This window comes from Variovorax sp. N23, from assembly GCF_025486315.1.
Taxonomy (GTDB): Bacteria; Pseudomonadota; Gammaproteobacteria; order Burkholderiales; family Burkholderiaceae_C; genus Variovorax.
In genome coordinates this window covers 24,836-51,155 of the sequence record NZ_JAOOPY010000001.1, presented here as the reverse complement: position 1 = coordinate 51,155, position 26,320 = coordinate 24,836, and the positions used below count along the sequence as shown (strand labels likewise).

Below are 26,320 nucleotides of genomic sequence, written 5' to 3'. Positions count from 1 at the left end.
GATCAGTGACTTCTTCAACAACAGCATCGTGCTCCGTTCATTCGGTGCGCGCAGGCACCAGGATCTCGCGCTGGCCCGCACCGCTCATGGCGCTGACCAGCCCGGCTTTCTCCATGTCCTCGACCAGCCGCGCCGCGCGGTTGTAGCCGATCTTCAGGTGGCGCTGCACCAGCGAAATGCTGGCCTTGCGGTTCTTGAGCACGACTTCGACCGCCTGGTCGTACATCGGGTCCTTCTCGGCGTCGCCGCCACCGTCCCCCAGTAGATCGCCGTCGCCGTCGACGGTTCCGCCTTCCAGCACGCCCTCAATGTAGTCCGGCTCGCCCTGGCTCTTGAGGTAGGCCACCACGCGATGCACTTCCTCGTCGCTCACGAACGCACCATGCACGCGAATCGGCAAGCCCGTACCGCTCGGCATGTAAAGCATGTCACCCATGCCCAGCAGGGCCTCGGCGCCCATCTGGTCGAGGATGGTGCGCGAGTCGATCTTGCTGGACACCTGGAAGGCGATGCGGGTCGGGATGTTGGCCTTGATCAGGCCGGTGATCACGTCCACGCTGGGCCGCTGCGTGGCCAGGATCAGGTGGATGCCGGCGGCGCGCGCCTTCTGCGCCAGGCGGGCGATGAGCTCTTCGATCTTCTTGCCCACCACCATCATCAGGTCGGCCAGCTCGTCGATCACCACCACGATGTGCGGCTCGCGGCGCAGCGGCTCGGGGTCGTCCGGCGTCAGGCTGAAGGGGTTGTAGATGAACTCCTCGCGCGCCTTGGCTTCGTCGATCTTGGTGTTGTAGCCGGCCAGGTTGCGCACGCCCAGCTTGCTCATCAGCTTGTAGCGGCGCTCCATCTCGGCCACGCACCAGTTCAGGCCGTGCGCCGCCTGCCGCATGTCGGTGACCACCGGCGCCAGCAGGTGCGGGATGCCCTCGTACACCGACATCTCGAGCATCTTCGGGTCGATCATAAGCAGGCGCACGTCACGCGCCTCGGCCTTGTAGAGCAGGCTCAGGATCATGGCGTTGATGCCGACCGACTTGCCCGAGCCGGTGGTGCCGGCCACCAGCACGTGCGGCATCTTGGCGAGGTCGGCCACCACCGGGTTGCCGATGATGTCCTTGCCCAGGCCCATCGTGAGCATCGACTTGCCCTCGTTGTAGACCTGCGAGCCCAGGATTTCGCTGAGCTTGATCGACTGCCGCTTGGCGTTGGGCAGTTCGAGTGCCATGTAGTTCTTGCCGGGGATCGTCTCGACCACGCGGATCGACACCAGCGACAGCGAACGCGCGAGGTCCTTGGCCAGGCCGACGATCTGCGAGCCCTTCACGCCGGTGGCCGGCTCGATCTCGTAGCGGGTGATCACCGGGCCCGGCGACGCCAGCACCACGCGCACCTGCACGCCGAAGTCCTTGAGCTTCTTCTCGATCATGCGCGAGGTCATCTCGAGCGTGTCGCTCGAGACGGTTTCCTGGCGCAACTGTGCCGCGTCGAGCAGGTCGACCTGCGGCAGCTTGCTGTCGGGCAGCTCGCGGAACAGGGGCTTCTGGCGTTCCTTGGCGACGCGGTCGCTCTTGGGCACCTCGGTCAGCGCCGGCTCGATCTGCACCGGCGGCGGCGGCGGCGCCCGGCGCTTGGGCCGGGGCTCGGGCGGCAGGGTGTCGTCGACCAGCATCGGCTCGCTGTCGCGCTCCTCGGGGAACACGACCTCCTCGCGCTCGCGTGCGGCCTGCCGGCCGAGCGCGATGTCCTCGGCGATCTCGCGCTTTTCACGGCGCGATTCGAACAGCGAATAGACGCGCGCGCCGATCCGCTCGGCAATCTGGCTCCAGGAGAAGCGGAACACCAGCGCCGAGCCGATGACGCCCCCTGCGATCGCGATCAGTGCCGAACCGGTGAAGCCCATCCACTTGACGCTCAGCGGACCGACGAAATAACCGAGCACGCCGCCGCCGTGGCCGGGCAGCCGGAACTCCAGGCGGTACAGGCGCGACCACTCGAGCACCGCGCTGGCGCACAACAGCAGCACGAGGCCGAACCAGAAGGCGAGCCGGCTCCGGTTGAAGCGCCCCAGGGGCGCGGGCGCAGGCGCGCCGCCGGCTTCGCCGCCACGCAGCCATCCGGCGAGCGACGACAACCACACGCGCAGGCCCGCCGCCAAGGCCCACCAGATCGAGTAACCGCCGAGGAAATAACTGCCATCGGCGATCCATGCGCCGATGCGGCCAGCCCAGTTCTTCACCTCGCCGCCGGTGCCCGAGGTCGACCAGGCCGCGTCGGAGGGCGTGTAGCTGAGCATCGCGATCAGCCAGAACATCAGGACGACGAAGCCGGCGATCAGGGTGATTTCATGCGCGAAGCGCAGGGCGCGCACACGCACCGGCGGATCGCCCGCGGTCGGGGACTGGAGAGTGTTCAAGGAATAGGTCATGGGCAGCGCAATGCCCCGACGGCCGAAAAGAACCGCGGGCGCATGGAGACTACAACGGAAAACGGCGCAGACATGCGCCGGGCGTGGCGTTTGCGCACAGGGCGGCGGGGCCGGATGCCCACCGCGGCGTCAGGCCAGCGAGGAGAGCCGATCCTTGACCAGCATCGAGCCATCGGCTTGTGTCTGAACGAAACCGCGCTCTTCGAGGTCCTTCATGACACGGCTGACCATCTCGCGCGACGCGCCGACCATCTTGGCCAAGTCCTGGCGGGAGATCTTGTCGCGGATCTTCAGGTTGCCCTGCCCGTCGTCGACCGCGAACTCGATCAGCGAACGTGCGACACGGCCATAGACATCCATCAGCGCCAGCGATTCGATCTTGCGGTCGGCGTGGCGCAGGCGCTGCACCAGGCCGCGCATGATGTTGTACGACATCGACGAGTTCTCGGGCAGGCAGCGCGAGAACGCTTCGCGGTCGAGCATGAGGACGTCGGTCTGGATTTCGGTGCGGACGGTGGCCGAATGCGGCTCGTCGTCGATCAGGCTCATCTCGCCGATGTAGTCGCCGGGCTGGAGCGTCGCGAGGATCACCTCGCGACCGCGGCTGTCGGTGCTCATCACCCGCGCGCGTCCCGTGAGGATGATGTAGAGAGCGTCGGTCTTCTTGCCCTGCTCCACGATGACTTCCGCGCGCTTGAAACGCTTTTTGACAATTGCGTCGGCGATGCTCGCCGACTGGGTGGGTGTCAGTGCGGCGAACAAGGGCACTCGGCGCAGCAATTCAAGGTTGGACAGCATCGACATTCATCAATCCCCGATAACGCGCGAGTCGATCCATGATGGATTCATACAATCGCACGTATTGAAAACGTCCCCTCCCGGAGCGGACCCGAACGGTGATACTCAGAGGCAATCACCCCTGAAAATGTACACCCTGATACACGAAAAACGACAGGTTTTCCATCTATGACGTCAACACAACACGCCAAGGTCCTGATTTTGGGCTCAGGCCCCGCCGGCTACACCGCTGCAGTCTATGCGGCGCGCGCCAATCTGCAGCCCCTGTTGATCACCGGCATGGCGCAAGGGGGACAGCTCATGACGACCACCGAGGTCGACAACTGGCCCGCGGACGTGCATGGCGTGCAGGGCCCGGAACTGATGCAGCGCTTTCTGGAACACGCCGAGCGCTTCAAGACGCAGATCGTGTTCGACCACATCAGCGAGGTCGACTTCAGCAAGCGTCCCTTCACCCTCAAGGGCGACAGCGGCAGCTACACCTGCGACGCCCTCATCATCGCCACCGGCGCCTCGGCCAAGTACCTCGGGCTCGACTCCGAGCAGCATTTCATGGGCCGCGGTGTTTCCGGCTGCGCCACCTGCGACGGCTTCTTCTACCGCGAGCAGGAAGTCTGCGTGATCGGTGGCGGCAACACGGCCGTCGAAGAAGCGTTGTACCTGTCCAACATCGCCAGCAAGGTCACGCTGGTGCATCGGCGCGACAAGTTCAAGGCCGAGCCGATCCTCGTGGACAAACTCAACGAGAAGGTGGCCGAAGGCAAGATCGTGCTGAAAACGCACAAGGTGCTGGACGAAGTGCTGGGCGACGACTCGGGCGTGACCGGCATTCGGCTGAAAAGCACGGACGACGGCGCCACCGAGCAGATCGACCTCAAGGGCTGCTTCATCGCCATCGGACACCACCCCAACACCGACATCTTCCAGGGCAAGCTGGAGATGAAGGACGGCTACATCGTCACGAAATCGGGTCTGCAGGGCTTCGCGACGATGACGAGCGTGCCCGGCGTGTTCGCGGCGGGCGACGTGCAGGACAACATCTACCGCCAAGCCATCACGAGCGCAGGGACAGGCTGCATGGCGGCGCTGGACGCCCAGCGCTTTCTCGAACAGGAGTAGCCGCCGACATGGCCGCACGACCCGTTCTGGCCATGGCACCACGCTTCTGGCTATAATCCAAGGCTTTGCCGAAGTCGAAGCCCGTTGCGGGCCGAGCGGCAGCCGGGGTACCGCCACCCGTTTCTGGCGAGGTCAAGCTGCAGAACACCCTCGCGACACGCTGTTGCGAAGGCCGCCAGGCCTGTAGGGTGCCAGCTGTTCATGAAAGAGTGTCCACATGGCACGCGTATGTGACGTCACGGGCAAGGGCCCGATGGTCGGGAACAATGTTTCCCACGCCAACAACAAAACCAAGCGCCGGTTCCTGCCGAACCTGCAATACCGTCGTTTCTGGGTCGAGACCGAAAACCGCTGGGTTCGCCTGCGCGTTTCGAGCGCTGCACTGCGCCTGATCGACAAGAACGGCATCGATGCCGTGCTCGCAGACCTGCGCGCACGCGGCCAAGCTTAAGGAGCGCAATCATGGCAACGAGCAAAGGCGGACGCGAGAAGATCAAGCTGGAATCCACTGCGGGTACCGGCCATTTCTACACGACCAGCAAGAACAAGAAGACGATGCCTGAAAAGATGTCGATCATGAAGTTCGACCCGAAGGCGCGCAAGCACGTCGAGTACAAGGAAATCAAGCTGAAGTAATTCAGCGCGATCCCCAGAAAAGCCTGCTGGTTCAGCAGGCTTTTTTATTGCCCGATCGATCGACGCTCCAGTGCCATCGAGGCGGCAGGCAGCCATGAAAAAGCCGACCCGCAGGTCGGCTTTCTGGATATCCGGTCGAAGCCGCTCGGACAGCGCTCAGGCGCGGGCCGCCCGCAGGCGCGTGGAGAACTCGCGCAGACCGGCAATGCCGCTCTCCTCGGCGCGACGGCACCAGGCCGCCAGATCGGACGCCAGCTGCTCGCGCGAGTGCGAGGTGTTGAGCCACAGCTGGCGCAGCTCTTCACGCATGGTCACCATCTTGTCGAGCACCGGGTGCGCTTCGCGCGCCTGCACGAGATGCGTACGGGCCGCGGCAGGCACCTTGTCGTCATCACGGTGCAACCAGCGCTTGGCCGCCTTCAGAACCGACAGATCGGCGCCCTTGGCCTTCAGCGCCTCCAGCTCGTGGCGGGTGGTGCGACGCATCTCACGGGCGTAACCGGCCATCACCTCGTAGCGGTTGGCGATCAGGGCCTCGAGCGTCTTTTCGTCCGCCACCGGCTTCACGTCGCCCATCTGCAGCTTCGGCGGCAGCTTCTTGACCTTGGCCCAGCCGATCTTCTGCATCAGGCTGATATAGACCCAGCCGATGTCGAACTCGTACTTCTTGACCGAGAACTTGGCCGAGGTCGGGTAGGTGTGGTGGTTGTTGTGCAGTTCTTCGCCGCCAATGATGATGCCCCAGGGGATCAGGTTGGTGCTGGCGTCGGCCGCCTCGAAGTTGCGGTAGCCCCAGTAGTGACCGATGCCGTTGACCACGCCGGCCGCCCAGAAGGGGATCCAGAGCATCTGCACGGCCCACACGGCCGCGCCCGCCGCACCGAACAGCGCGAGGTTGAGCACCAGCATCAGGCCCACGCCCTGCCAGCTGAAGCGCGAATACAGGTTGCGCTCGATCCAGTCGTCCGGCGTGCCGTGGCCGAAACGCTCGATCGTCTCCTTGTTCTTCGATTCCTTGCGGTACAGCTCGGCGCCGCGCCACATGACCTCGTCGATGCCCTTGACCTGCGGGCTGTGCGGGTCTTCTTCAGTTTCGCACTTGGCGTGGTGCTTGCGATGGATGGCCACCCATTCCTTGGTCACCATGCCCGTGCCCAGCCACAGCCAGAAACGGAAGAAATGCGAAGGGATCGGGCCCAGGTCCATGGCCCGATGGGTTTGCGTGCGGTGCAGGAAGATCGTGACCCCGGCAATCGTGATGTGCGTGGTGACGAGCGTGTACAGCACGATCTTCCACCATGCGATGTCCCACAAGCCGTGTCCGAGCCAATCGATGGCCGCGCTCAGGACGGCAGAGTCAGGAAGCAACATTGATTTCAATACTCCATGGCGCACGAAGGTGCAGCCTTCAGGTAACCCGTCATTTTAAGACCAGCCCTCTCCGAACGGGGCTAAATCCTTGATATGACAGGCGTTTTCCCTGAGTTTGGAGTGCTGCGCCTACTTTCGGTTCCACACCGCCGCGAAGAAACCGTCCGTGGCGTGCCGATGGGGCCAGAGACGCAGATAGCGCGCGCCCTCCCCGCCGACACACAGCCGCTCGGCGCCCTCCACCTTCAGGCCCGTCAGCAATGGGCCGGCATCCTGCAGTTCGAAGTCTGGGTTCGCCGCCGAGAAGGCCTCGGCGATGGCTTCGTTCTCCTCCGGCAGCACGCTGCACGTGGCATAGACGAGCCGGCCGCCGCTCTTCACCAGCCGCGCGGCACTCTGCAGGATGGCGGTCTGCTTCGCGGTCAGCTCCTCGATGGCCTTCGGCGACTGGCGCCATTTCAGATCGGGGTTGCGGCGCAGCGTGCCCAGGCCCGAGCACGGCGCATCGACCAGCACGCGGTCGATCTTGCCGGCCAGCCGCTTGATGCGGTCGTCCCGCTCGTGCGCGATCGCCGCCGGGTGGACGTTCGACAGCTTGCTGCGCGCCAGCCGCGGCTTGAGCGCATCGAGCCGGTGCGCCGAGGTGTCGAAGGCGTAGAGCCGGCCGGTGCTGCGCATCGTGGCGCCGATCGCCAGCGTCTTGCCGCCCGCGCCGGCGCAGAAGTCGACCACCATCTCGCCGCGCTTGGCGTCCAGCAGCAGCGCCAGCAGTTGAGAGCCTTCGTCCTGCACCTCGATGGCGCCGCGCGTGAAAGCGTCGAGCCTGGTCAGGGCCGGCTTGCCGTCGATGCGCAGCCCCCAGGGCGAGAACGGCGTCGGCACCGCCTTGATCGACGCCAGCCCCAGTTCCTTCTGGACGTCGGCGCGCTTGTCGTGCAGCGTGTTCACCCGCAGGTCCAGCGGCGCCGGCTGCTGCAGGCTCTCGGCCAACGCCCAGAACTCGTCGCCCAACTGCGCCTTCAGCGGCGCCACCAGCCACTCGGGCAGGTTGTGGCGGTGACGCTCCAGCAGCTCGTCCGGGCGCACGGCGTCGCAGTTGTCGAGCCAGCGCTTTTCCACGTCGTTGAGGGCGCTCTTGAGGAAATCGCGCGGGCCGTGAAAGCCCAAGATCGCCATGCGCCGCTCCTTCGAGCCGGTGCCCGAGGGCGACAGGTGATCGAACAGCAGTTTCTTGCGAAGCACGGTGTAGACGGTCTCGGCCAGGGTCGCGCGCTCGCGCGGGCCGAGCTCGCGGTGATCGCGAAAGAAACGGGAAACGACCTGATCGGCCGGGTGATCGAACTTCAAGACGAGGCCGACCAGATCGGCGCAGGCCTCCAACAGGACTTTGGGATGCATCCCCTGATTGTCTCAGCCGCGCCCGCGATGCCCGGCCCGAGAATGCCGATCACCTTTTTCCGAGCCTTCCGCCCATGAACGACGACGACCTGCCACCCCTCATCGAAACACCGCCCGGCCTGTACCGCCACTACAAGGGCGGCGACTACGAGGTCATCGGTACGGTGCGGCACAGCGAGACGCTGGAGCCGATGACGCTCTACCGCGCGCTCTACGGCCAGCGCGGCCTGTGGGTGCGTCCGGCGGCCATGTTCCTGGAGACGATCGACATCGACGGCGTGATGCAACCGCGCTTTCGCAAGGTGTGATCCGGCCGGCCCCGCTCACTCAACCGCGGCGCAGCCAGCCTTCGATCGCCCGGGGGTAGAGCCGGTGCTCCTGCGTCAGCACGCGGTCGGCCAGCGTGGCCGGCGTGTCGTCGGCCAGCACCGGCACCACCGCCTGGTCAAGGATCGGCCCGTGGTCGAGCTCGACCGTGACCTGGTGCACCGTCGCGCCGGCCACGCGGCAACCCGCCTCGATCGCCCGCTGGTGCGTGTTCAGCCCCGGAAAGGCCGGCAACAGCGACGGGTGGATGTTGATCAGGCGCCCGGCATAGCGCTCGACGAAGCCCGGCGTCAGGATGCGCATGAAACCGGCCAGCACGACCAACGCCGGCGCATGCGGCTCGATGGCCGCGGCCAGCGCCGCATCGAAGGCTTCGCGGGTCGCGAAGTCCTTGTGCGAAATGGCTGCGGTAGCGATGCCGCGCTCGCGTGCGAAGGCCAGGCCGGCAGCCTCGGGCCGGTTGCTCAGCACGGCGGCGACGCGCGCGCCAAAGCGCTCGGCCCACCGCCCCTGCTCCGCGGCGCGCACGATGGCCGCCATGTTGGAGCCTTCGCCGGAGATCAGAATGACGATGTTCTTCATGGGAGGCGGGATTATCCGTGCGCGCGAAGCGGCCCCTGCGCGCCGCGATGTCGCAGCGCAGACACCTCCCAGGCGCACGACCGTGCTAAAAAGTCGGACTCCGGAGACACGCCGCTTCCCTCGCGGCGACGGACCAACACAGCGAGGCACGCATGGATTTGAGCTTCACCCCCGAGGAACAGACGTTCCGCGAAGAGATTCGCGCCTGGGTCAAGGAGAACCTCCCCACCGAGATTTCCCACAAGGTACACAACGCGCTCGAACTGACGCGCGACGATCTGCAGAACTGGGCCAAGATCCTGGGCAAGAAAGGCTGGCTGGGCTACGGCTGGCCCAAGGAATTCGGCGGCCCCGGCTGGACCGCCGTGCAGCGCCACCTCTTCGAGGAAGAGACCGCGCTGGCCGGCGCCCCGCGCATCGTGCCCTTCGGCCCGGTGATGGTCGCGCCGGTGATCCAGGCCTTCGGCTCGCCCGAGCAGCACAAGCGCTTCTTGCCCGGCATCGCCAGCGGCGAAGTCTGGTGGAGCCAGGGCTACAGCGAACCCGGTTCGGGCTCCGACCTGGCGTCGCTCAAGACCAAGGCCGAGCGCAAGGGCGACAAGTACATCGTCAATGGCCAGAAGACCTGGACCACGCTCGGCCAGTACGGCGACTGGATGTTCAACCTGGTGCGCACCAGCAGCGAAGGCAAGCCGCAGACCGGCATCAGCTTCCTGCTGCTCGACATGAAGTCGCCCGGCGTCACCGTGCGCCCGATCAAGCTGCTCGACGGCAGCGTCGAGGTGAACGAAGTCTGGTTCGACAACGTCGAGGTCCCGGCCGAGAACCTGATCGGCGAAGAGAACAAGGGCTGGACCTACGCCAAGCACCTGCTCTCGCACGAACGCACCAACATCGCCGACGTGAACCGCGCCAAGCGCGAGCTCGAACGCCTCAAGCGCATCGCCAAGACCGAAGGCCTGTGGGAGGACACGCGCTTCCGCGACGAGATCGCCAGGCTCGAAGTCGACGTGGTCGCGCTCGAAATGCTGGTGCTGCGCGTGCTGTCGGCCGCCAGCTCGGGCAAGAACTCGCTCGACATCGCCGGCCTGCTCAAGATCAAGGGCAGCGAGATCCAGCAGCGCTACACCGAACTGATGATGCTCGCCGGCGGCGCCTATTCGCTGCCGCTGATCCGCGAGGCGATGCACGCCGGCTGGCAGGGCGACTTCCCTGGCGGCCACGTCGGCCTGGCGCCGCTCGCATCCAACTACTTCAACATGCGCAAAACCACCATCTACGGCGGTTCCAACGAAGTACAACGCAACATCGTCGCCCAGACGGTGCTCGGCTGAGGAGACAAGACATGGACTTCGATTTTTCCGACGACCAGGAACAACTGCGCGACGCTGTCCGCAAATGGGTCGACAAGGGTTATGACTTCGAGCGCCGCCGCGGCATCGAAGCCGCCGGCGGCTTCTCGCGCCAGGCGTGGGACGAACTGTCCGAGCTGGGCCTGGGCGGCCTCTACATCGCCGAAGACGACGGCGGCCTCGGCATGGGGCCGGTGGCCGGCATGGTAGTGATGGAAGAACTGGGGCGCGGCATCGTGCTCGAGCCCTTCGCGCAGACGTTGATCGCCGGCGGCGTGCTCAGCGGCTACGCCAGCGCCGACCTGAAGGGCGCCTGGCTGCCGCGCATCGCCGGTGGGGAGGCGTTGGTCGTGCTGGCCCATCAGGAACGCAAGGCGCGCTATCGGCTCGACGTGTGCGAGGCCCAGGCCGCCAAGGCCGGCGACGGCTGGACCGTCTCGGGCGCCAAGGGCGTCGTGCCCGCGGGCGACCAGGCTGACGCCTACCTCGTGCCCGCCACGGTCGACGGCAAGATCGCGCTCTTCCTGGTCGAGCGCAGCGCCGACGGCGTCGCCGCGCGCGGCTACGGCACGCAGGACGGCGGGCGCGCGGCCGAGGTCGTGTTCGACAAGGCACCGGCTGCGCTCGTCACGCTCGACGGCCTCACGGCGCTCGAGCATGCGGTCGACATCGGCATCGCCGCCGTCTGCGCCGAAGCCGTGGGCGTGATGGACAAGACCCTGGCCGTGACCGTCGAGTACATGAACACGCGCAAGCAGTTCGGCGTGACCATCGCCACCTTCCAGGCGCTGCGCCATCGCGTGGCCGACATGAAGATGCAGCTCGAACTGGCCCGCTCCATGAGCTACTACGCCAGCCTCAAGCTCAACGCACCGACCGCCGAACGCCGCCAGGCGATGGCGCGCGCCAAGTACCAGCTGGGCGTCTCGATGCGCTTCGTCGGCCAGAACGCGGTGCAGCTGCACGGCGGCATCGGCGTGACCGACGAGTACATCGTGAGCCACTACTTCAAGCGCCTGACGCAGATGGAGATGACCTTCGGGGACACGCTGCATCACTTGGGCGAGGTGTCCGCCCGCATGGAGGAAACCGCCGGCGTCTTCGCCTGAGAACGTGCGGATGAACCTGCTGCGCGCCCCGGCGCGACACGCCCGCCCGCATCGCGCCGGCGGGCGTTTTTCATGGATAGGATGACGGCACAATGCCCACTCGACGCACCCTCCTGGCCGCCGGCCTCTCCACCACCATGCTCGCCGCCTGTGCCGTGACGCCGACGACCGCCCTGCGCCCGCCGATCGTCTTCTTGCATGGCAACGGGGACTCGGCAGCGCTCTGGCAGACGACGATCTGGCGCTTCGAATCGAACGGCTGGCCGCGCGAGCGCCTCTTCGCCTTCGACCAGCCGATGCCGCTCGCACGCGACAACGACGCGATCGCGCAGCCCGGCCGCAGCTCGACCGCCGAATCGATGGCCTTCCTCGAGGCCGAGGTCGACAGGGTGCTGGAGGCCACGCGGGCGGACAAGGTGATCCTCATCGGCAGCTCGCGCGGCGGCAACACGATCCGCAACTATGTGCAGAACGGCGGTGGCGACCGCGTGGTGAGCCACGTCGTGCTCGGCGGCAACCCGGCGCACGGCATCTTCGCGATCCCCGGCTTCAACGAAGGCAGCGAGTTCTCTGCCTTGTCCCCCTTCCTGAAGCAGCTCAATGCACCGAAGGGACCGAACGGCGACGAGGTGACGCCGGGCGTGCACTGGCTCACGCTGCGCTCCGACAACAACGACAAGTACGCGCAACCCGAAGGCACCTGGATCGGCGCACCAGGCAAGCCGACGAATGTCCGCCACGACGGCCCCGCGCTGAAGGGCGCGACCAACCTCGTGCTGCCACGCGCCGACCACCGCGAGACCGCCTTCTCGCCGGCGGCCTTCGACGCCATGTGGCGCTTCCTCACCGGCACGGCGCCCCGCACGCTGCAGCCCGCCGCCGAATCGGTGATCGCGCTGTCGGGCCGCGTGACGGGCATGGGCCTGAACGCTCTGGCACCGGCCAGCGGCAACTTCGCCAACAACCTGCCGATCGCCGGTGCACGCGTGAGCGTGTTCGCCGTCGAGCGCGACACCGGCGCGCGGCGCGGTGCGGCGGCGTGGGACCGTGCCGTCGGCTCCGACGGGCGCTGGGGGCCCTTCATCGCGGAGGCCGGCACGGGCTACGAATTCGTCGTGAGCGCGCCGGGCTATGCGACGACGCACATCTACCGCTCACCGTTCCCGCGTTCGAGCAGCGTCGTCAACCTGCGGCCCGAACGTGTCGCCGCGGCCGACCGGGACGCCAAGGCCCTCGTGATCTTCACGCGGCCACGCGGGTACTTCGATGCGCAGCGCGACACGATGCGCTTCGATGGCCTGAGCACCCTGCCCGGCGTGCCACCGCGCGGCGCAGGCGTGGCGAGTTCGAAGCTGAAGTTGCCGGCCGATGCGCAACGCAGCGTCGCCGGGGAGTTCAACGGCGAACGCGTCACCGGCCTGAGCTGGCCGCTGGCGCAAGGCCACGTCAGCGTGCTTGAACTGACGTACTGATACGTCGGAGGTTCATCCGTGCAGACGTGAGCTCTGCGGCAGATGCGCCATCAGGAACTCCATCTGGTCCGCCAGGATACGGCGGTTGCGCAGGATGAAGTCTTCCCACAGGCTGGGCACGTAGGGCGTGTACAGCAGGGGCATGCCGGCCTGCTCGGGCGTGCGGCTGCTCTTGCGGTGGTTGCAGGGCTTGCAGGCGGTGACCACGTTCATCCACGTGTCGATGCCCTTCTGGGCAAAGGGAATGATGTGCTCGCGGGTCAGCTCGTCTTCGTGGAAATGGCAGCCGCAGTAGGCGCAGATGTTGCGGTCGCGGGCGAACAGCTTGCCGTTGGTCAGGCCGGGCCGCTGCGTGAAGGGGTTGATGCGCGGCACGCCCTTGGTGCCGATGATGCTGTTGATCGCGATCTGCGACTGAACCCCCGTCAACGCGTTGTGCCCGCCGCGGAACACCGCCACCTGGGCACCGACCTCCCAGCGCACTTCGTCCGCCGCGTAGTGGAGCACCGCTTCTTCCAGCGAAATCCACGACTGGGGCAGCCCTTGGGCCGACAGCTTCAAGACCTTCACACACGCCTCCTCGAAAACAAGGGAAGAACACGCAGAGACCTGTGCGCCGCCGCACGACCCCGGAGGCCGCGCGCAACAACGCACTGCGTCACAATATACCGGCTTTGTGACAAACAGGCCTGTCCTGCCCATTCGACGGGCATGCAGCGCTATCAAAAACAGATCGATCCATGCAGGTTTTTCGCGGGTTTCGGCATCCCGGCGTGGCTCCGGCCTGCGCCCTGACCATCGGCAATTTCGACGGCGTGCACCGTGGCCACCAGGCCATGCTGGCGCTTCTGCAGACCGAGGCGCGCCAGCGCGGCCTGCCCAGCTGCGTGCTCACCTTCGAGCCGCATCCGCGCGACTACTTCGCGGCCGTGAACAAGCAGCCGGCCCTGGCGCCGGCGCGCATCGGCACCCTGCGCGACAAGCTGAGCGAACTGGCCGACTGCGGCGTGGCGCAGACCATCGTGTTGCCCTTCGATGCGCGGCTGGCCGTCCAGACGCCCGACGAATTCATCCAGAACGTGCTGCTCGACGGCCTGGGCGCGCGCTATGTGCTGGTGGGCGACGACTTCCGATTCGGCGCCAAACGCGCCGGCGACTACGCGATGCTCGATGCCGCGGGCGAGGCGCACGGCTTCGACGTGGCCCGCATGAACAGCTACGAGGTGAAGGGGCTCCGTGTGTCCAGTTCGGCGGTGCGCGACGCGCTGGCCGAAGGCCGCATGGCCGACGCCCACACGCTGCTGGGCCGGCCCTACGCCATTTCGGGCCACGTGGTGCACGGCCGCAAGCTGGGCCGCGCGCTGGGGGCCTCCGCACCGGGCAAGGACGATGGTTTTCGCACCCTCAATCTGCGTTTCAAGCACTGGAAGCCGGCGGCCAGCGGCATCTTCGCGGTGCTGGTGCACGGGCTCGTCGCGCAACCGCTCAAGGGCGTGGCCAACCTCGGCGTGCGGCCGTCGCTGGACCCCAACGACGTCAACGCCGGCCGGGTGCTGCTGGAGACGCATTGCCTGGATTGGCCCGTCGAACTGGGCGCCGAAGGGGCCTACGGTAAAATCGTCCGCGTGGAACTGCTGCACAAACTGCACGACGAATTGCGCTACACCAGCCTCGAGGCCCTCACCGCAGGGATCGCCAAGGATGGCAACGATGCGCGGGCGTTCTTCGCTTCCACCCACCGTCAGACCACGCGCGACCGAATTTAAAGCGGAACCGTCCCCTCCGCCGCGTGCGGACGCGCCGTGTCACACCAGCGCCCCACGCCCCCTCGATTCTTCGAGCGCTGCACTTGCAGCGCAGACCTCTGGAACCCCCATGGCTGACAACAAACCCGAAGGCGGCACTGACTACCGCGCCACCCTCAACCTGCCCGACACCCCCTTCCCGATGCGCGGCGACATGGCCAAGCGCGAGCCGGGCTGGGTCAAGGAATGGGAAGACGAAGGCCTCTACAAGCGGCTGCGCGTGGCCCGCGCCGGTGCGCCCAAGTTCATCCTGCACGACGGCCCGCCCTACGCCAACGGCCAGATCCACATGGGTCACGCCGTCAACAAGATCCTCAAGGACATGATCACCAAGGCGCGGCAGCTGGAGGGCTTCGACGCGCTCTACGTGCCGGGCTGGGACTGCCACGGCCTGCCGATCGAGAACGCCATCGAGAAGAAGTACGGCCGCAACCTGAGCCGCGACGACATGCAGGCCAAGAGCCGCGCCTTCGCGACCGAGCAGATCGCCCAGCAGATGGTCGACTTCCAGCGCCTGGGCGTGCTGGGCGAATGGGACCACCCGTACAAGACGATGGACTTCGCCAACGAGGCCGGCGAACTGCGCGCCTTCAAGCGCGTGATCGAGCGCGGCTTCGTCTACCGCGGCCTGAAGCCGGTGTACTGGTGCTTCGACTGCGGCTCGTCGCTGGCCGAGTTCGAGATCGAATACGCCGACAAGAAGTCGCAGACGCTCGACGTGGCCTTCAAGGCGCACGAGCGCGAGAAGGTGCTGGCCGCCTTCGGCCGCCCCGACGTCCTGGGTGACATCTTCGCCGTCATCTGGACCACCACCGCGTGGACCATCCCGGCGAACCAGGCGATCAACCTGAACCCCGAGCTGGAGTACTCGCTGGTCGACACCGAGCGCGGCCTGCTGATCCTCGCCGCCTCGCTGGTCGAGATGTGCATGAACCGCTACGCGCTCGACGGCAAGGTGCTGGCCACCGTCAAGGGCGAGGCGCTGGGCGGGCTCGAGTTCGAGCATCCGCTGTACGACGTCGCGGACGAGAACGGGGTGCAGGGCTACAGGCGCCTGGCGCCGATCTACCTGGCCGACTACGCCACAGCCACCGACGGCACCGGCCTGGTCCACTCGTCGCCGGCCTACGGCGTGGACGACTTCAATTCCTGCATCGCGCACGGCATGGCCTACGACGACATCCTGAACCCGGTGCAGGGCAACGGCACGTACGCGCCCGACTTCCCGCTGTTCGGCGGGCAGCACATCTGGAAGGCCGTGCCGGAGATCATCGCCGCGCTGCGCGACGCGAACCGTCTGGTGGCCACCGAGGGCATCACGCACAGCTACCCGCACTGCTGGCGCCACAAGACGCCGGTGATCTACCGCGCCGCGGCCCAGTGGTTCATCCGCATGGACGAGGGCGAAGGCGTCTTCACCAAGGACAAGGCACCCCAGACGCTGCGCCAGATCGCGCTCGAAGCCATCGAGAAGACGCACTTCTACCCAGAGAACGGCAAGGCGCGCCTGCACGACATGATCGCCAACCGGCCCGACTGGTGCATCTCGCGCCAGCGCAGCTGGGGCGTGCCGATCCCGTTCTTCCTGCACAAGGATTCGGGCGAGCTGCACCCGCGCACCATGGAAATCCTCGATCAAGCGGCCGACATCGTCGAAGCGGGTGGGATCGAGGCCTGGAGCCGCGCGACCGTCGAAGAGATCCTCGGCGCCGACGACGCGCCGAGCTACACCAAGAGCACCGACATCCTGGAGGTGTGGTTCGACTCGGGCTCGACCTTCTGGCACGTGCTGCGCGGCACGCACCCCACGGTGCACCACGACGCCGGCCCCGAGGCCGACCTGTACCTCGAAGGCCACGACCAGCACCGCGGCTGGTTCCACTCGTCCCTGCTGCTGGCCTCGGCCCTCGAAGGCCGTGCGCCCTACCGCGGCCTGCTGACGCACGGCTTCACGGTCGACAGCCAGGGCCGCAAGATGAGCAAGTCGCTCGGCAACGGCATCGATCCGCAGGAGATCAGCAAGAAGCTGGGCGCGGAAATCATCCGCCTGTGGGTCGCAGCCAGCGACTATTCGGGCGACATCGCGGGCGACGACAAGATCCTCGCGCGCGTGGTCGACGCCTACCGCCGCATCCGCAACACGCTGCGCTTCCTGCTGGCCAACACCAGCGACTTCGACGTCGCGAAGGACGCGGTGCCGCTCGACCAAATGCTGGAGATCGACCGCTACGCGCTCAGCCGCGCGGCGCAGTTCCAGGCCGAGGTGCTGGCGCACTACAAGGTCTACGAATTCCACCCGGTGGTCGCGAAGCTGCAGATCTACTGCTCGGAAGACCTGGGTGGCTTCTACCTCGACGTGCTGAAGGACCGGCTCTACACGACCGCCCCCGGCTCGCACGCGCGTCGCAGCGCGCAGACCGCGCTCTGGCACATCACGCAGGCGATGCTGCGCTGGATGGCGCCCTTCCTCAGCTTCACCGCCGAAGAGGCGTGGAAGCTGGTGGGCACCGGCCAGCCGGGCGACTCGATCTTCACGCAGGTCTACAGTGACCTCGGCACACCGGACGCTGGCCTGCTGGCCAAGTGGACGTGCATCCGCGAGATCCGCGACGGCGTCAACAAGGAGATCGAGGCGGTGCGCGGCACCGGCCAGGTCGGCTCGTCGCTGCAGGCGAACGTCGCGCTCACGGTGCTGCCCGAAGACCATGCGCTGCTGGCATCGCTGGGCGACGACCTGAAGTTCGTCTTCATCACCTCGGCGATCGAGCTGCTGGCCGGCGAGGCCGCCGCCACGCTGGTCACGCCCAGCACCGACACCAAGTGCGAGCGCTGCTGGCACTGGCGCGCCGATGTCGGCCACGACCCGGCCCACCCGACGATCTGCGGCCGCTGCACCAGCAACCTCTACGGCGCGGGCGAAGCGCGGAGCGTCGCCTGATGGCCCGCACCGCCAGCACCCGCAAGCTGTCGTCGTCCGGTGCCGGCATCTGGCCCTGGCTCGGCCTGGCGCTGGTCCTGTTCATCCTGGACCAGTTCACCAAGACGCTGATCCTCGGCTACTACCGGCTCGGTGATGCCACCTACATCACGGGCTTCTTCAACATCGTGCGGGCCCACAACACCGGCGCGGCGTTTTCGTTCTTGGCAGACCACTCGGGCTGGCAGCGCTGGCTGTTCACCGCCATTGGCGTGGGGGCGGCGATCTTCATCGTGTGGATGCTGAAGTCGCACCCGGGCCAGAAGCTCTTCAGCTTCGCCATGGCCTGCATCCTGGGCGGCGCCATCGGCAACGTGGTCGACCGCATGATGCATGGCTACGTGGTGGACTTCCTCGACTTCCACCTCGGCGCCAGCCACTTCCCGGCCTTCAACGTGGCAGACAGCGCCATCACCATCGGCGCGATCTGCCTGATCCTCGACGAGTTGCGGCGCGTGCGGCGCGGCAAGTAGCCGAATCTGCGCTGAACAGACAACCGCGTTGACCTCCCAGGGTTAACGCGGTTTTTTCTTGGTCATCACGGCGTCACACTGGCGCGCTCAAATGTAATCGATTACATAAAGCCGCCCCGATGCCCTCGATGAACATCCAGATCGTTGCCCGACACGCCGGCGTGTCCGTCGCCACGGTGTCGCGCGCCTTCAATTTCCCCGACAAGGTGGCGCCCGCGACCCGTGCGCTGGTCGAGCGCGTGGCCGCGGAACTGGGCTACGTGGCCAACGCCAGCGCCCGCACGCTGCGCACCCAGCGCAGCCGCGTGCTCGGCGTCGTGCTGCCGACGCTGCTGAACCCGACCTTCGCCGAATGCCTGCAGGGCATCGCCCAGGCGGCGGCGGCCGGCGGCTACGCGATCATTCCGGTGACCACGGCCTACCAGTTGGGCGAGGAAGAGCGCGCGGTGAACCAACTGCTCGCGGGCAACGTCGACGGGATGATCCTGGTGGTGTCGAACCCGACGACCTCGCAGGCACTCGAGCGCCTGCGCGCCAACGCCGTGCCCTACGTGCTGGCCTACAACAAGCACGCGTCGCACCCCTGCGTGTCGGTCGACAGCGAAGGCGCCTCGGCCGACGTGGTGGCGCGGCTGGTACGGCTCGGCCACCGGCGCATCGCGATGGTCACCGGCACCATGGCTGCGTCCGACCGGGCGCAGCAGCGCTACCGCGGCTACCTGCAAGGCATGGATGCCGCCGGCCTGAGCGCGCCGCCGGTGCTCGAGGTGCCCTTCGTCGAGACCGCGGTCGACGCGCTTCGCCATTACCTCGCGCAGGCGCCGCGGCCCACCGCCCTGTTCTGCTCGAACGACCTGCTGGCCATCCGCAGCATCCGCGCCGCGTCGCTCGACGGCCTGCGCGTGCCGCAGGACCTGGCCGTCGTCGGCTTCGACGGCATCGCGCTCGGCCAGGACCTGACGCCAGCGCTGAGCACCGTGATGCAGCCCAACCACGACATCGGCCGCCACAGCGTCGAGCTGCTGCTGAAGGCGCTGGCGGACGGCGTCGTGCCCCGTGCCGATGCCAGCCTGCTGCTGCCGCACGCCTTCCGCGAAGGCGAGTCGTGCGCGGTGGCGCCCCCCTGATTTCTCCCTTCCCCCCAACGATCTCTTCCAACCCAGGAGCTTTTCCATGTCCCTCACCCTGAAACGCATCGCCCGCCTCGGCGTGCTGGCCGCCGGCCTCGCCGCCGCCAGCGTCACCATGGCGCAGACCGCCATCTGCTACAACTGCCCGACCGAATGGGCCGACTGGGGCACGCAGCTGCGCGTCATCAAGGCCAAGACCGGCGTCACCGTGCCGGCGGACAACAAGAACTCGGGCCAGGCCCTGGCGCAGATGGTGGCCGAGAAGGCCAGCCCCGTGGCCGACGTGACCTACCTCGGCGTCACCTTTGCCATCCAGGCCCAGAAGGACGGCGTCGTCGCCCCCTACCAGCCCGCCAACTGGAAGGACATCCCCGACGGCCTGAAGGACCCGGCCGGCCACTGGTTCACGATCCACTCCGGCACGCTCGGCTTCATGGTCAACGTCGATGCGCTCAAGGGCAAGCCGATTCCGAAGTCGTGGGCCGACCTGCTCAAGCCCGAGTACAAGGGCCTGATCGGCTACCTCGACCCGGCCTCGGCCTTCGTCGGCTACGTCGGCGCGGTGGCAGTCAACGAAGCGCGCGGCGGTTCGCTCGACAACTTCGGCCCGGCCATCGACTACTTCAAGGCGCTGCAGAAGAACGAGCCCATCGTGCCCAAGCAGACCTCGTACGCGCGCGTGCTGTCGGGCGAGATCGCGATCCTGCTGGACTACGACTTCAACGCCTACCGCGCCAAGTACAAGGACAAGGCCAACGTCGCCTTCGTGATCCCGACCGAAGGCACGATCGTCGTGCCTTACGTGATGAGCATGGTGGCCAATGCGCCGCACGCGGCCGATGCGAAGAAGGTGCTCGACTTCGTGCTGTCCGACGAAGGCCAGGCGATCTGGGCCAAGGCCTACCTGCGCCCGGTCCGTGCCGGCGCGATGCCCAAGGACGTCGAGGCGCAATTCCTGCCCGCCGCCGAGTACAAGCGCGCCAAGACGGTCGACTACGGCCGCATGGCCGCCGCGCAGCGCGCCTTCTCCGACAGCTACCTGAAGGACGTGCGTTGAAGTCCGGCCAGCGCTGGCTGCTGCTCGGCTGCGCAGCGCCGGCCGCCGCCTTCTTCCTGATGTTCTGGCTGCTGCCGGTGCTGCGCCTGCTGGCGCTGCCGGCGGACAAGGGCTGGGCCACCTACTTCGCGGTGCTCACCGACAGCCGCTACCTGCAGAGCATGCTCAACACGGTGCTGCTGTCGCTCGGCGTGACGCTGGCCACGCTGGTCCTCGGCGGCGCCGTCGGCGTGTACCTCGCGCGGCGCGACTTCCTCGGCAAGCGCGTGCTGCTGTCGCTGCTGACCCTGCCGCTGTCCTTCCCCGGCGTGATCATCGGCTTCTTCGTGATCCTGCTGGGTGGCCGGCAGGGCCTGGTGGCCGACCTGTCCGATGCGCTGGTGGGCGAACGCATCACCTTCGCCTACGGCCTGCTCGGCCTGTTCCTCGCGTACCTGTACTTCTCGCTGCCGCGCGCCATCGCGACCTATGCGGCGGCGGCCGAATCGATGAACCTGCAGCTGGAAGAAGCCGCGCGTTCGCTCGGCGCCTCGCGGCTGCGCGTGGTGCGCGACGTGTGGCTGCCCGAGCTGGCCCCCACCACGCTCGCGTGCGGTGCGATCCTGTTCGCGACCTCGATGGGGGCCTTCGGCACCGCCTTCACGCTGGCGAGCAAGTTCGAGGTGATCCCGATCACCATCTACAACGAGTTCACCAACTACGCGAACTTCGCGCTGGCCGCGTCGCTATCGATCGCGCTGGGCGTGGTGACCTGGGCCGTACTGTTCGTCGCGCGTCACTTCGGCGGCAGCCCGATCACGCGCTGAGGAGGACGCATGCGAACACAAACAACCACCCGGGCGCCCTTTCTCTTCGCGGTGACCGCGCTCGTCAGCTTCTTCATGATCTCCCCGATGCTGCTGTCGGTGATGGCCGGCCTGGTCAACAACTACAGCGTGGGCCTCAAGAGCGGGCTCACGACGCGCTGGTTCGGCGAGGTCTGGGAGGTCTACGGCGGCACGGTGGGCTGGTCGCTCGCGCTGGCGCTGGTCTGCGTCGCGGGCACCATCGTGCTCGGCGTGCCCTGCGCCTATGCGCTGGCACGCAGCCGGTCGCGCGCCGCGCGCATCTTCGAGGAGCTGCTGACGCTGCCGGTCGCGGTGCCCGGCCTGGCGACCGCGCTGGCGCTGATCCTGGCCTACGGGCAGATCAGCGCCTTCCGCCAGAGCTTCGCCTTCATCCTGGTCGGGCACATCGTCTTCACGCTGCCCTTCATGGTGCGCACCGTGGCCTCGGCCTTTCAGCGGCACGACCTCGTCGCACTGGAGGAAGCGGCGCGCACGCTGGGCGCGAGCTTCCGCCAGCGCTTCATGGGCATCCTGGTGCCGGCCGTGTTCCCCGCCATCGTGGCGGGCAGCCTGATGGTCTTCACGCTCTCGGTCGGCGAATTCAACCTGACCTGGATGCTGCACACGCCGCTCACCCGCACGCTGCCCGTCGGCCTGGCCGACAGCTACGCCTCGATGCGGCTGGAAGTGGGCTCGGCCTACACGCTGGTCTTCTTCATCGTCATCCTCCCGGTGCTGTGGGGCCTGCAGTCCCTCGCCCATCTCCTGCAGAAACGCCATGGAACTTGAACGCATCCCCGTCGACATCGAGAACGTCGCCAAAACCTACGCCGACGGCACGCGAGGCCTGCAGCCGACGAACCTGCACGTCGAGCCGGGCGAGGTGCTCGCGCTGCTCGGCCCTTCGGGCTGCGGCAAGACCACGCTGCTGCGCCTGATCGCCGGGCTCGAAACGCTCGACGACGGCGGCACCATCCGCTTCGGCGACCAGGACGTGACCCACAAGCCGGTCGAGCAGCGCGGCGTGGGCATGGTGTTCCAGAGCTACGCGCTGTTCCCGCAGATGAGCGTGGCCGCCAACATCGGCTATGGCCTGCGCATCCGCGGCGTCGCGGCATCCGAAGAGAAGCGCGTGGTCGGCGAACTGGTCGACCTCACGCGCCTCACCGGGCTGGAGAACAAGCGGCCCAGCGAACTCTCCGGCGGCCAGCGCCAGCGCGTGGCCCTGGCGCGCGCCGTGGCCGTGCGCCCGCGCGTGCTGCTGCTCGACGAGCCGCTGGCCGCGCTCGACGCGAAGCTCAAGGAGTCGCTGCGCGACGAACTGGCCGAGCTGCTGCGCCGGCTGCACATCACCGCCGTGCACGTCACGCACGACCAGCAGGAAGCGATGGCCATCGCCGACCGGCTGGCCGTGATGCGCGCCGGCCGCATCGTGCAGATCGGCCGCGGCGAAGACCTGTACCGCGCACCGAGCCATCCCTTCGTGGCCGAGTTCCTGGGCCGGGTGAACCGGCTGGCGCGCACGCCCGAAGCCATCGCGCGCGGCGTGGTGTTCGTCGGCGGCACGAGCATTGCATGCCCTGACCCCTGGATGAACCACCCCACGCTGCTCGTGCGCCCCGAAGACGTCCAGATCGGTCCGGCCGGTCAGGCCGGCTGGGGCATCGGCGCCGTCGAACAGCGCACCTTCCTCGGCGACAGGGTGCAGTTGCGGCTGCGCACGGCGGGCCAGCCGAGCCTGCTGGTCGATGCGGCACGCGACACGCGCTTCCAGGTGGGCGACGAGGTCGGTGTGCGTATCCCCACCGAACGTCTCATGACCTCGCAAGAGGCTGCCGCATGACCACCACCGTCCTCGTTCAACTCACCGACCTCCACATCCGCGAACCGGGCCGCCTGGCCTACGGCCGCATCGACACCGCGCCGTACCTGAAGCGCGCGGTGCAGAGCGTGCTGCGCCTGCGGCAGGCACCCGACGCGGTCGTGATCACCGGCGACCTGAGCGACTTCGGCCGCGCGGCCGAGTACACGCACATGGCCGAGCTGCTGGCGCCGCTGACCATGCCCATCTACCTGATGCCGGGCAACCACGACGACCGCGACCAGTTGCGTCGCAGTTTTCCGACGCACAGCTACCTGGGCGATGCAGGCACCTTCGTGCAGTACAGCGTGAAGGTCGGCGGACTGCGGCTGCTCACGCTCGACACCTGCGTGCCCGGCCACAGCCACGGCACGCTCGATGCCGCGCGCCTCGACTGGCTCGCCGCGCAGCTCGATGCATTCAGCCACGAGCCGGTCGTCATCGCCATGCACCACCCGCCCTTTCGCACGCTGATCGGCCACATGGACGACATCGGGCTGCTCGAAGGCGCGGCAGAACTGGAGGCGCTGGTCGCCCGCCATCCGAACGTCGAGCGCGTGATCTGCGGCCACCTGCACCGTGCCATCGACGTGCGCTTCGGCGGCACCATCGCGTCGACCTCGCCGGCGCCCGGCCACCAGGTCGCGCTCGACCTCGACCCGGCGGCGCCCTCGGCCTGGATGCTCGAACCACCCGGCTTCCGGGTGCACGCCTGGGAGGGGCAACGGGTGGTCACGCACCTGGCGGCTTCGGGCGAATTCGAGGGGCCGTATCCTTTCCATGAGAATGGAGCCCTGATCGACTGAACCCGGCGCCCCTCCGGGCGCCTTGCCACACGACCCGTGCTGACAATCGAGGCTCGAACAAGAAAAGAGAAAGCCATCCGCCGTCCATGAAACATCTGCTGAACCTGCTGGCAGCAGTCGCGCTCCTCGTCTGGGGCACCCACCTGGTCCGCACCGGCGTGCTGCGCGTGTTCGGCGGCAACCTGCGCAAGTTCCTGGCGCGCAGCATGCGCAACCGTTTCACGGCGGCCCTGTCCGGCATCGGCGTGACGGCGCTGGTGCAGTCGAGCACCGCGACCTCGCTGATGACCTCGTCCTTCGTCGGCCAGGGCCTCATCACCCTGCCCGCGGCGCTGGCCGTGATGCGCGGCGCCGACGTGGGCACGGCGCTGATGTCGGTGCTGTTCTCGACCGACCTGTCGTGGCTGTCGCCGCTCTTCATCTTCACCGGCGTGGTGCTGTCGATCACGCGGCCGGCCAGCGCGGCGGGCCGCTTCGGCCGCATCCTGATCGGCCTGGGCCTGATGCTGCTGGCGCTGCAGCTGGTGGTGCAGGCCACCGGCCCGCTGTTCGATTCGCCGGCCATGCGCGCGGTGCTGGCGTCCATCAGCAGCGACGTGCTGCTCGAGATCACCATCGGCGCCGCCCTGGCCGTGGCGGCGTACTCGAGCCTCGCCGTGGTGCTGCTGGTGGCGGCCATGGCGACGTCCGCGGTCGTGCCGCTGGACGTGGCGCTGGGCCTGGTGCTGGGTGCCAACCTCGGCAGCGGCGTGCTGGCGGTGCTGACCACCGCCAAGTCGGACATCGCGGTGCGGCAGGTGACGGTCGGCAACCTGCTCTTCAAGCTGCTCGGCGTGGCCTTGGCGGCGCCCTTCATCGGGATGTACCTGCGCTACGTGCGGCCCTACGTGTCGGACGCGACGCAGCTGGTGGTGCTCTACCACCTGGCTTTCAACGTGGTCGTGAGCATCGGCTTCATCTTTTTCACCGGCTGGGTGGCCGACCTGGTGAAGCGCCTGCTGCCGGTGCCCCAGGAAGGCTCGTCGACGGCACGGCCGCAGCACCTGGACCCGTCGGCCCTGTCGACGCCCACGCTGGCCATCTCGAACGCCGCGCGCGAGGCGCTGCACCAGGCCGACGTGGTCGAGACCATGCTCATCGGCATGCTCAACGTGATCCGCAACAACGACCTGAAGCTGGCCGACGAACTGCGCAAGCTCGACGACACGGTCGACCGGCTCTACTCGGACATCAAGTACTACCTGACGAAGATCTCGCGCGAGGCGCTGGGCGAGGAAGAGAGCAAGCGCTGGACCGACATCATCAGCTTCACCATCAACATGGAGCAGGTGGGCGACATCATCGAGCGCGTGATCATCGACATCGAGGACAAGAAGATCAAGCCGCAGCGCAACTTCTCGCCGGCCGGCATGGCCGAGATCGTCGAGCTGCACGAACGGCTGGTGGCCAACCTGCGCCTGGGCATGAGCGTGTTCCTCAACGGCAACGTGCGCGACGCGCAGAAGCTGCTGGAAGAAAAGGCGCGCTTTCGCGACCTGGAACGCGCCTACGCCACCACCCACCTGAGCCGGCTGATGGACCGCACCGCGCCGAGCATGGAGACCAGCTCGCTGCACATCGACCTGATCAGCGACCTGAAGCGCATCAACTCGCACATCTGCTCGATCGCCTACCCGATCCTCGACTCGGCCGGCGCGCTGGCGCCGAGCCGGCTGCGCGAATCGCGCCTGCACCCGCTCGACAACGCCTGAGCCGCCGCCGAGGGGCCCGGTCGTTCAAGCCGGCTTGGCGACGGCCACAGGTGCCTCGTCGACCGGGCGGCGCGCATAGCGCTGCGCCAGCACCGCGCAGACCATCAGCTGCATCTGGTGGAACAGCATCACGGGCAGCACGACGGTGCCCACCGCGCTGGCGGCGAACAGCACATGCGCCATCGGCACGCCGCTCGCCAGGCTCTTCTTGGAGCCGCAGAACACGATGGTCACCTCGTCGGCCTTGTCGAAGCCGAACTTGCGGGCCAGCCAGGTCGTCGAGGTCAGCGCGATCGCCAGCAACACGGCCAGCACCACCAGCAGGCCGGCGAGCGCCGTGGGCGAGACCTGCTTCCAAAGACCTTCGATCACGGCCGCGCTGAACGCGGTGTAGACCACCAGCAGGATCGAGCCGCGGTCGACCAGCGTGAGCGTCGACGCGTGCCGCTTGACCCAGGCGCCGATCCACGGCCGCAGCAGGTGCCCGACCACGAAGGGCGCCATCAGTTGCAGCAGGATGCGGCCGATGGCGTCGAGCGATGCCGAACTGCCGGCGCCGGTCGTCACGATCAAGCCGACCAGCAGCGGCGTGACGAAGACGCCGAGCAGCGTCGAGGCCGAAGCGCTGCAGATCGCGGCCGGCACGTTGCCACGGGCCAGCGAGGTGAAGGCGATGGCCGACTGCACGGTGGCGGGCAGCACGCAGAGGTAGAGCACACCGGTGTAGAGCGCGGGCGTCACCAGCGGCTCCAGCACCGGCCGCAGCGCCAGCCCCAGCGCCGGGAACAGCACGAAGGTGCAGGCCAGCACCAGCAGGTGCAGTCGCCAGTGGCCGACGCCCTGGACGATCGCCTCGCGCGAGAGCTTGGCGCCATGGAGGAAGAACAGCAGGCCGATCGCCACCGTGGTGAGGCGCTCGAAGAAATGCGCGGTGCCGCCCGAGGCGGGCAGCAGGCTGGCGAGCGCCACCGTCGTGACGAGGGCGAGGGTGAAGTTGTCGGGGAGGTAGCGTGAACGGGCCATGCGTGCATTGGGCCCGGGACG

The 26,320-nt window shown here is 67.4% G+C and carries 24 protein-coding genes; 17 read left to right on the top strand and 7 right to left on the bottom strand.

The genetic code is table 11. The features are described from left to right. Window positions 1–37 precede the first annotated feature (37 nt). Together N8A90_RS00255 and N8A90_RS00250 are read right to left on the bottom strand one after the other, a co-directional pair. The gene (locus N8A90_RS00255; protein ID WP_262072643.1) at window positions 38–2,425 is read right to left on the bottom strand and encodes a DNA translocase FtsK; all 2,388 of its coding nucleotides are present in this window, start codon (window positions 2,423–2,425) and stop codon (window positions 38–40) included. A gap of 129 nt (window positions 2,426–2,554) precedes the next feature. Next, window positions 2,555–3,229 carry a Crp/Fnr family transcriptional regulator gene (locus tag N8A90_RS00250; protein WP_262072642.1) on the bottom strand — a complete coding sequence of 225 codons (675 nt, stop codon included), beginning with the start codon at window positions 3,227–3,229 and terminating at the stop codon, window positions 2,555–2,557. A gap of 162 nt (window positions 3,230–3,391) precedes the next feature. Here N8A90_RS00250 and trxB point away from each other — a divergent pair, with 162 nt between their 5' ends. The 3 genes from trxB to rpmG all read left to right on the top strand — a co-directional run bounded on the left by trxB (window position 3,392) and on the right by rpmG (window position 4,978). Continuing rightward, window positions 3,392–4,342: a thioredoxin-disulfide reductase gene (gene trxB / locus N8A90_RS00245; RefSeq protein ID WP_262072641.1), complete on the top strand. Its 951-nt coding sequence runs from the start codon at window positions 3,392–3,394 to the stop codon at window positions 4,340–4,342. A gap of 217 nt (window positions 4,343–4,559) precedes the next feature. After that, on the top strand, window positions 4,560–4,793 hold the full coding sequence (gene rpmB / locus N8A90_RS00240) for a 50S ribosomal protein L28 (RefSeq protein WP_007830293.1): 234 nt from the start codon (window positions 4,560–4,562) through the stop codon (window positions 4,791–4,793). An 11-nt stretch (window positions 4,794–4,804) separates the two neighbouring features. Beyond that, complete coding sequence (gene rpmG, locus N8A90_RS00235) at window positions 4,805–4,978, top strand: 50S ribosomal protein L33 (protein WP_007830291.1); 174 nt, start codon at window positions 4,805–4,807, stop codon at window positions 4,976–4,978. Window positions 4,979–5,134: 156 nt separating this feature from the next. Here rpmG and N8A90_RS00230 read toward each other — a convergent pair whose 3' ends face one another. Next, on the bottom strand, window positions 5,135–6,349 hold the full coding sequence (locus N8A90_RS00230) for a fatty acid desaturase (RefSeq protein WP_262072640.1): 1,215 nt from the start codon (window positions 6,347–6,349) through the stop codon (window positions 5,135–5,137). Between the two features lie 129 nt (window positions 6,350–6,478). Beyond that, window positions 6,479–7,747 carry an RsmB/NOP family class I SAM-dependent RNA methyltransferase gene (locus tag N8A90_RS00225; protein WP_262072639.1) on the bottom strand — a complete coding sequence of 423 codons (1,269 nt, stop codon included), beginning with the start codon at window positions 7,745–7,747 and terminating at the stop codon, window positions 6,479–6,481. Between the two features lie 74 nt (window positions 7,748–7,821). Between N8A90_RS00225 and N8A90_RS00220 the strand changes: the two genes are divergently transcribed. Beyond that, window positions 7,822–8,055, top strand: a complete 234-nt coding sequence (locus N8A90_RS00220) for a DUF1653 domain-containing protein (RefSeq protein WP_262072638.1) — start codon at window positions 7,822–7,824, stop codon at window positions 8,053–8,055. Window positions 8,056–8,074: 19 nt separating this feature from the next. On the opposite strand, the gene purN is transcribed toward N8A90_RS00220, so the two are convergent. Further along, window positions 8,075–8,656 carry a phosphoribosylglycinamide formyltransferase gene (gene purN, locus N8A90_RS00215; protein WP_262072637.1) on the bottom strand — a complete coding sequence of 194 codons (582 nt, stop codon included), beginning with the start codon at window positions 8,654–8,656 and terminating at the stop codon, window positions 8,075–8,077. 152 nt (window positions 8,657–8,808) lie between these two features. Here purN and N8A90_RS00210 point away from each other — a divergent pair, with 152 nt between their 5' ends. From N8A90_RS00210 to N8A90_RS00200, 3 genes are all read left to right on the top strand, one after another. Beyond that, window positions 8,809–9,990: an acyl-CoA dehydrogenase family protein gene (locus N8A90_RS00210; RefSeq protein WP_262072636.1), complete on the top strand. Its 1,182-nt coding sequence runs from the start codon at window positions 8,809–8,811 to the stop codon at window positions 9,988–9,990. An 11-nt stretch (window positions 9,991–10,001) separates the two neighbouring features. Next, window positions 10,002–11,117, top strand: coding sequence for an acyl-CoA dehydrogenase family protein (locus N8A90_RS00205; RefSeq protein WP_262072635.1), 1,116 nt, complete (start codon window positions 10,002–10,004; stop codon window positions 11,115–11,117). A gap of 92 nt (window positions 11,118–11,209) precedes the next feature. Further along, entirely contained in the window at window positions 11,210–12,589 is a 1,380-nt protein-coding gene (locus tag N8A90_RS00200; protein ID WP_262072634.1) for an alpha/beta fold hydrolase, read from the top strand. Between the two features lie 12 nt (window positions 12,590–12,601). Here the strand turns inward: N8A90_RS00200 and N8A90_RS00195 are convergent, their stop codons facing one another. After that, window positions 12,602–13,159, bottom strand: coding sequence for an HNH endonuclease (locus tag N8A90_RS00195; protein ID WP_262072633.1), 558 nt, complete (start codon window positions 13,157–13,159; stop codon window positions 12,602–12,604). A gap of 170 nt (window positions 13,160–13,329) precedes the next feature. Here N8A90_RS00195 and N8A90_RS00190 point away from each other — a divergent pair, with 170 nt between their 5' ends. From N8A90_RS00190 to N8A90_RS00145, 10 genes are all read left to right on the top strand, one after another. Further along, entirely contained in the window at window positions 13,330–14,355 is a 1,026-nt protein-coding gene (locus tag N8A90_RS00190) for a bifunctional riboflavin kinase/FAD synthetase (protein WP_262072632.1), read from the top strand. 109 nt (window positions 14,356–14,464) lie between these two features. Then, window positions 14,465–17,332, top strand: coding sequence for an isoleucine--tRNA ligase (ileS, locus tag N8A90_RS00185; protein WP_262072631.1), 2,868 nt, complete (start codon window positions 14,465–14,467; stop codon window positions 17,330–17,332). Then, the gene (gene lspA / locus N8A90_RS00180; RefSeq protein WP_262072630.1) at window positions 17,332–17,844 is read left to right on the top strand and encodes a signal peptidase II; all 513 of its coding nucleotides are present in this window, start codon (window positions 17,332–17,334) and stop codon (window positions 17,842–17,844) included. The genes ileS and lspA overlap by 1 nt, the downstream gene beginning before the upstream one ends. A gap of 128 nt (window positions 17,845–17,972) precedes the next feature. Then, complete coding sequence (locus N8A90_RS00175; protein ID WP_262073124.1) at window positions 17,973–18,971, top strand: LacI family DNA-binding transcriptional regulator; 999 nt, start codon at window positions 17,973–17,975, stop codon at window positions 18,969–18,971. 46 nt (window positions 18,972–19,017) lie between these two features. Next, window positions 19,018–20,031, top strand: a complete 1,014-nt coding sequence (locus tag N8A90_RS00170; protein ID WP_262072629.1) for an ABC transporter substrate-binding protein — start codon at window positions 19,018–19,020, stop codon at window positions 20,029–20,031. Continuing rightward, window positions 20,028–20,837, top strand: a complete 810-nt coding sequence (locus tag N8A90_RS00165) for an ABC transporter permease (RefSeq protein WP_262072628.1) — start codon at window positions 20,028–20,030, stop codon at window positions 20,835–20,837. The genes N8A90_RS00170 and N8A90_RS00165 overlap by 4 nt, the downstream gene beginning before the upstream one ends. Before the next feature lie 9 nt (window positions 20,838–20,846). Beyond that, the gene (locus N8A90_RS00160; protein WP_262072627.1) at window positions 20,847–21,647 is read left to right on the top strand and encodes an ABC transporter permease; all 801 of its coding nucleotides are present in this window, start codon (window positions 20,847–20,849) and stop codon (window positions 21,645–21,647) included. Further along, window positions 21,637–22,701 (top strand): ABC transporter ATP-binding protein, encoded by a 1,065-nt coding sequence (locus N8A90_RS00155; protein ID WP_262072626.1) that lies wholly within the window; start codon window positions 21,637–21,639, stop codon window positions 22,699–22,701. The genes N8A90_RS00160 and N8A90_RS00155 overlap by 11 nt, the downstream gene beginning before the upstream one ends. Further along, window positions 22,698–23,525, top strand: a complete 828-nt coding sequence (locus tag N8A90_RS00150; protein WP_262072625.1) for a phosphodiesterase — start codon at window positions 22,698–22,700, stop codon at window positions 23,523–23,525. Before N8A90_RS00155 ends, N8A90_RS00150 begins: the two co-directional genes overlap by 4 nt. Window positions 23,526–23,611: 86 nt before the next feature. After that, window positions 23,612–25,276, top strand: a complete 1,665-nt coding sequence (locus tag N8A90_RS00145) for a Na/Pi cotransporter family protein (protein WP_262072624.1) — start codon at window positions 23,612–23,614, stop codon at window positions 25,274–25,276. Window positions 25,277–25,300: 24 nt separating this feature from the next. On the opposite strand, the gene N8A90_RS00140 is transcribed toward N8A90_RS00145, so the two are convergent. Next, window positions 25,301–26,299 (bottom strand): bile acid:sodium symporter family protein, encoded by a 999-nt coding sequence (locus tag N8A90_RS00140; protein WP_262072623.1) that lies wholly within the window; start codon window positions 26,297–26,299, stop codon window positions 25,301–25,303. Window positions 26,300–26,320 lie beyond the last annotated feature (21 nt).

Bases quoted from the DNA above. Each gene is read 5' to 3' on its own strand.
- rpmG (WP_007830291.1), top strand. From the start codon at position 4,805: ATGGCAACGAGCAAAGGCGGACGCGAGAAGATCAAGCTGGAATCCACT.
- N8A90_RS00255 (WP_262072643.1), bottom strand. From the start codon at position 2,425: ATGACCTATTCCTTGAACACTCTCCAGTCCCCGACCGCGGGCGATCCG.
- N8A90_RS00190 (WP_262072632.1), top strand. From the start codon at position 13,330: ATGCAGGTTTTTCGCGGGTTTCGGCATCCCGGCGTGGCTCCGGCCTGC.
- N8A90_RS00205 (WP_262072635.1), top strand. From the start codon at position 10,002: ATGGACTTCGATTTTTCCGACGACCAGGAACAACTGCGCGACGCTGTC.
- purN (WP_262072637.1), bottom strand. From the start codon at position 8,656: ATGAAGAACATCGTCATTCTGATCTCCGGCGAAGGCTCCAACATGGCG.
- N8A90_RS00230 (WP_262072640.1), bottom strand. From the start codon at position 6,349: ATGTTGCTTCCTGACTCTGCCGTCCTGAGCGCGGCCATCGATTGGCTC.
- N8A90_RS00150 (WP_262072625.1), top strand. From the start codon at position 22,698: ATGACCACCACCGTCCTCGTTCAACTCACCGACCTCCACATCCGCGAA.
- N8A90_RS00155 (WP_262072626.1), top strand. From the start codon at position 21,637: ATGGAACTTGAACGCATCCCCGTCGACATCGAGAACGTCGCCAAAACC.
- N8A90_RS00145 (WP_262072624.1), top strand. From the start codon at position 23,612: ATGAAACATCTGCTGAACCTGCTGGCAGCAGTCGCGCTCCTCGTCTGG.
- N8A90_RS00225 (WP_262072639.1), bottom strand. From the start codon at position 7,747: ATGCATCCCAAAGTCCTGTTGGAGGCCTGCGCCGATCTGGTCGGCCTC.
- N8A90_RS00200 (WP_262072634.1), top strand. From the start codon at position 11,210: ATGCCCACTCGACGCACCCTCCTGGCCGCCGGCCTCTCCACCACCATG.
- N8A90_RS00160 (WP_262072627.1), top strand. From the start codon at position 20,847: ATGCGAACACAAACAACCACCCGGGCGCCCTTTCTCTTCGCGGTGACC.
- N8A90_RS00250 (WP_262072642.1), bottom strand. From the start codon at position 3,229: ATGTCGATGCTGTCCAACCTTGAATTGCTGCGCCGAGTGCCCTTGTTC.
- trxB (WP_262072641.1), top strand. From the start codon at position 3,392: ATGACGTCAACACAACACGCCAAGGTCCTGATTTTGGGCTCAGGCCCC.
- N8A90_RS00220 (WP_262072638.1), top strand. From the start codon at position 7,822: ATGAACGACGACGACCTGCCACCCCTCATCGAAACACCGCCCGGCCTG.
- ileS (WP_262072631.1), top strand. From the start codon at position 14,465: ATGGCTGACAACAAACCCGAAGGCGGCACTGACTACCGCGCCACCCTC.
- rpmB (WP_007830293.1), top strand. From the start codon at position 4,560: ATGGCACGCGTATGTGACGTCACGGGCAAGGGCCCGATGGTCGGGAAC.
- N8A90_RS00175 (WP_262073124.1), top strand. From the start codon at position 17,973: ATGAACATCCAGATCGTTGCCCGACACGCCGGCGTGTCCGTCGCCACG.
- N8A90_RS00170 (WP_262072629.1), top strand. From the start codon at position 19,018: ATGTCCCTCACCCTGAAACGCATCGCCCGCCTCGGCGTGCTGGCCGCC.
- N8A90_RS00140 (WP_262072623.1), bottom strand. From the start codon at position 26,299: ATGGCCCGTTCACGCTACCTCCCCGACAACTTCACCCTCGCCCTCGTC.
- N8A90_RS00210 (WP_262072636.1), top strand. From the start codon at position 8,809: ATGGATTTGAGCTTCACCCCCGAGGAACAGACGTTCCGCGAAGAGATT.
- lspA (WP_262072630.1), top strand. From the start codon at position 17,332: ATGGCCCGCACCGCCAGCACCCGCAAGCTGTCGTCGTCCGGTGCCGGC.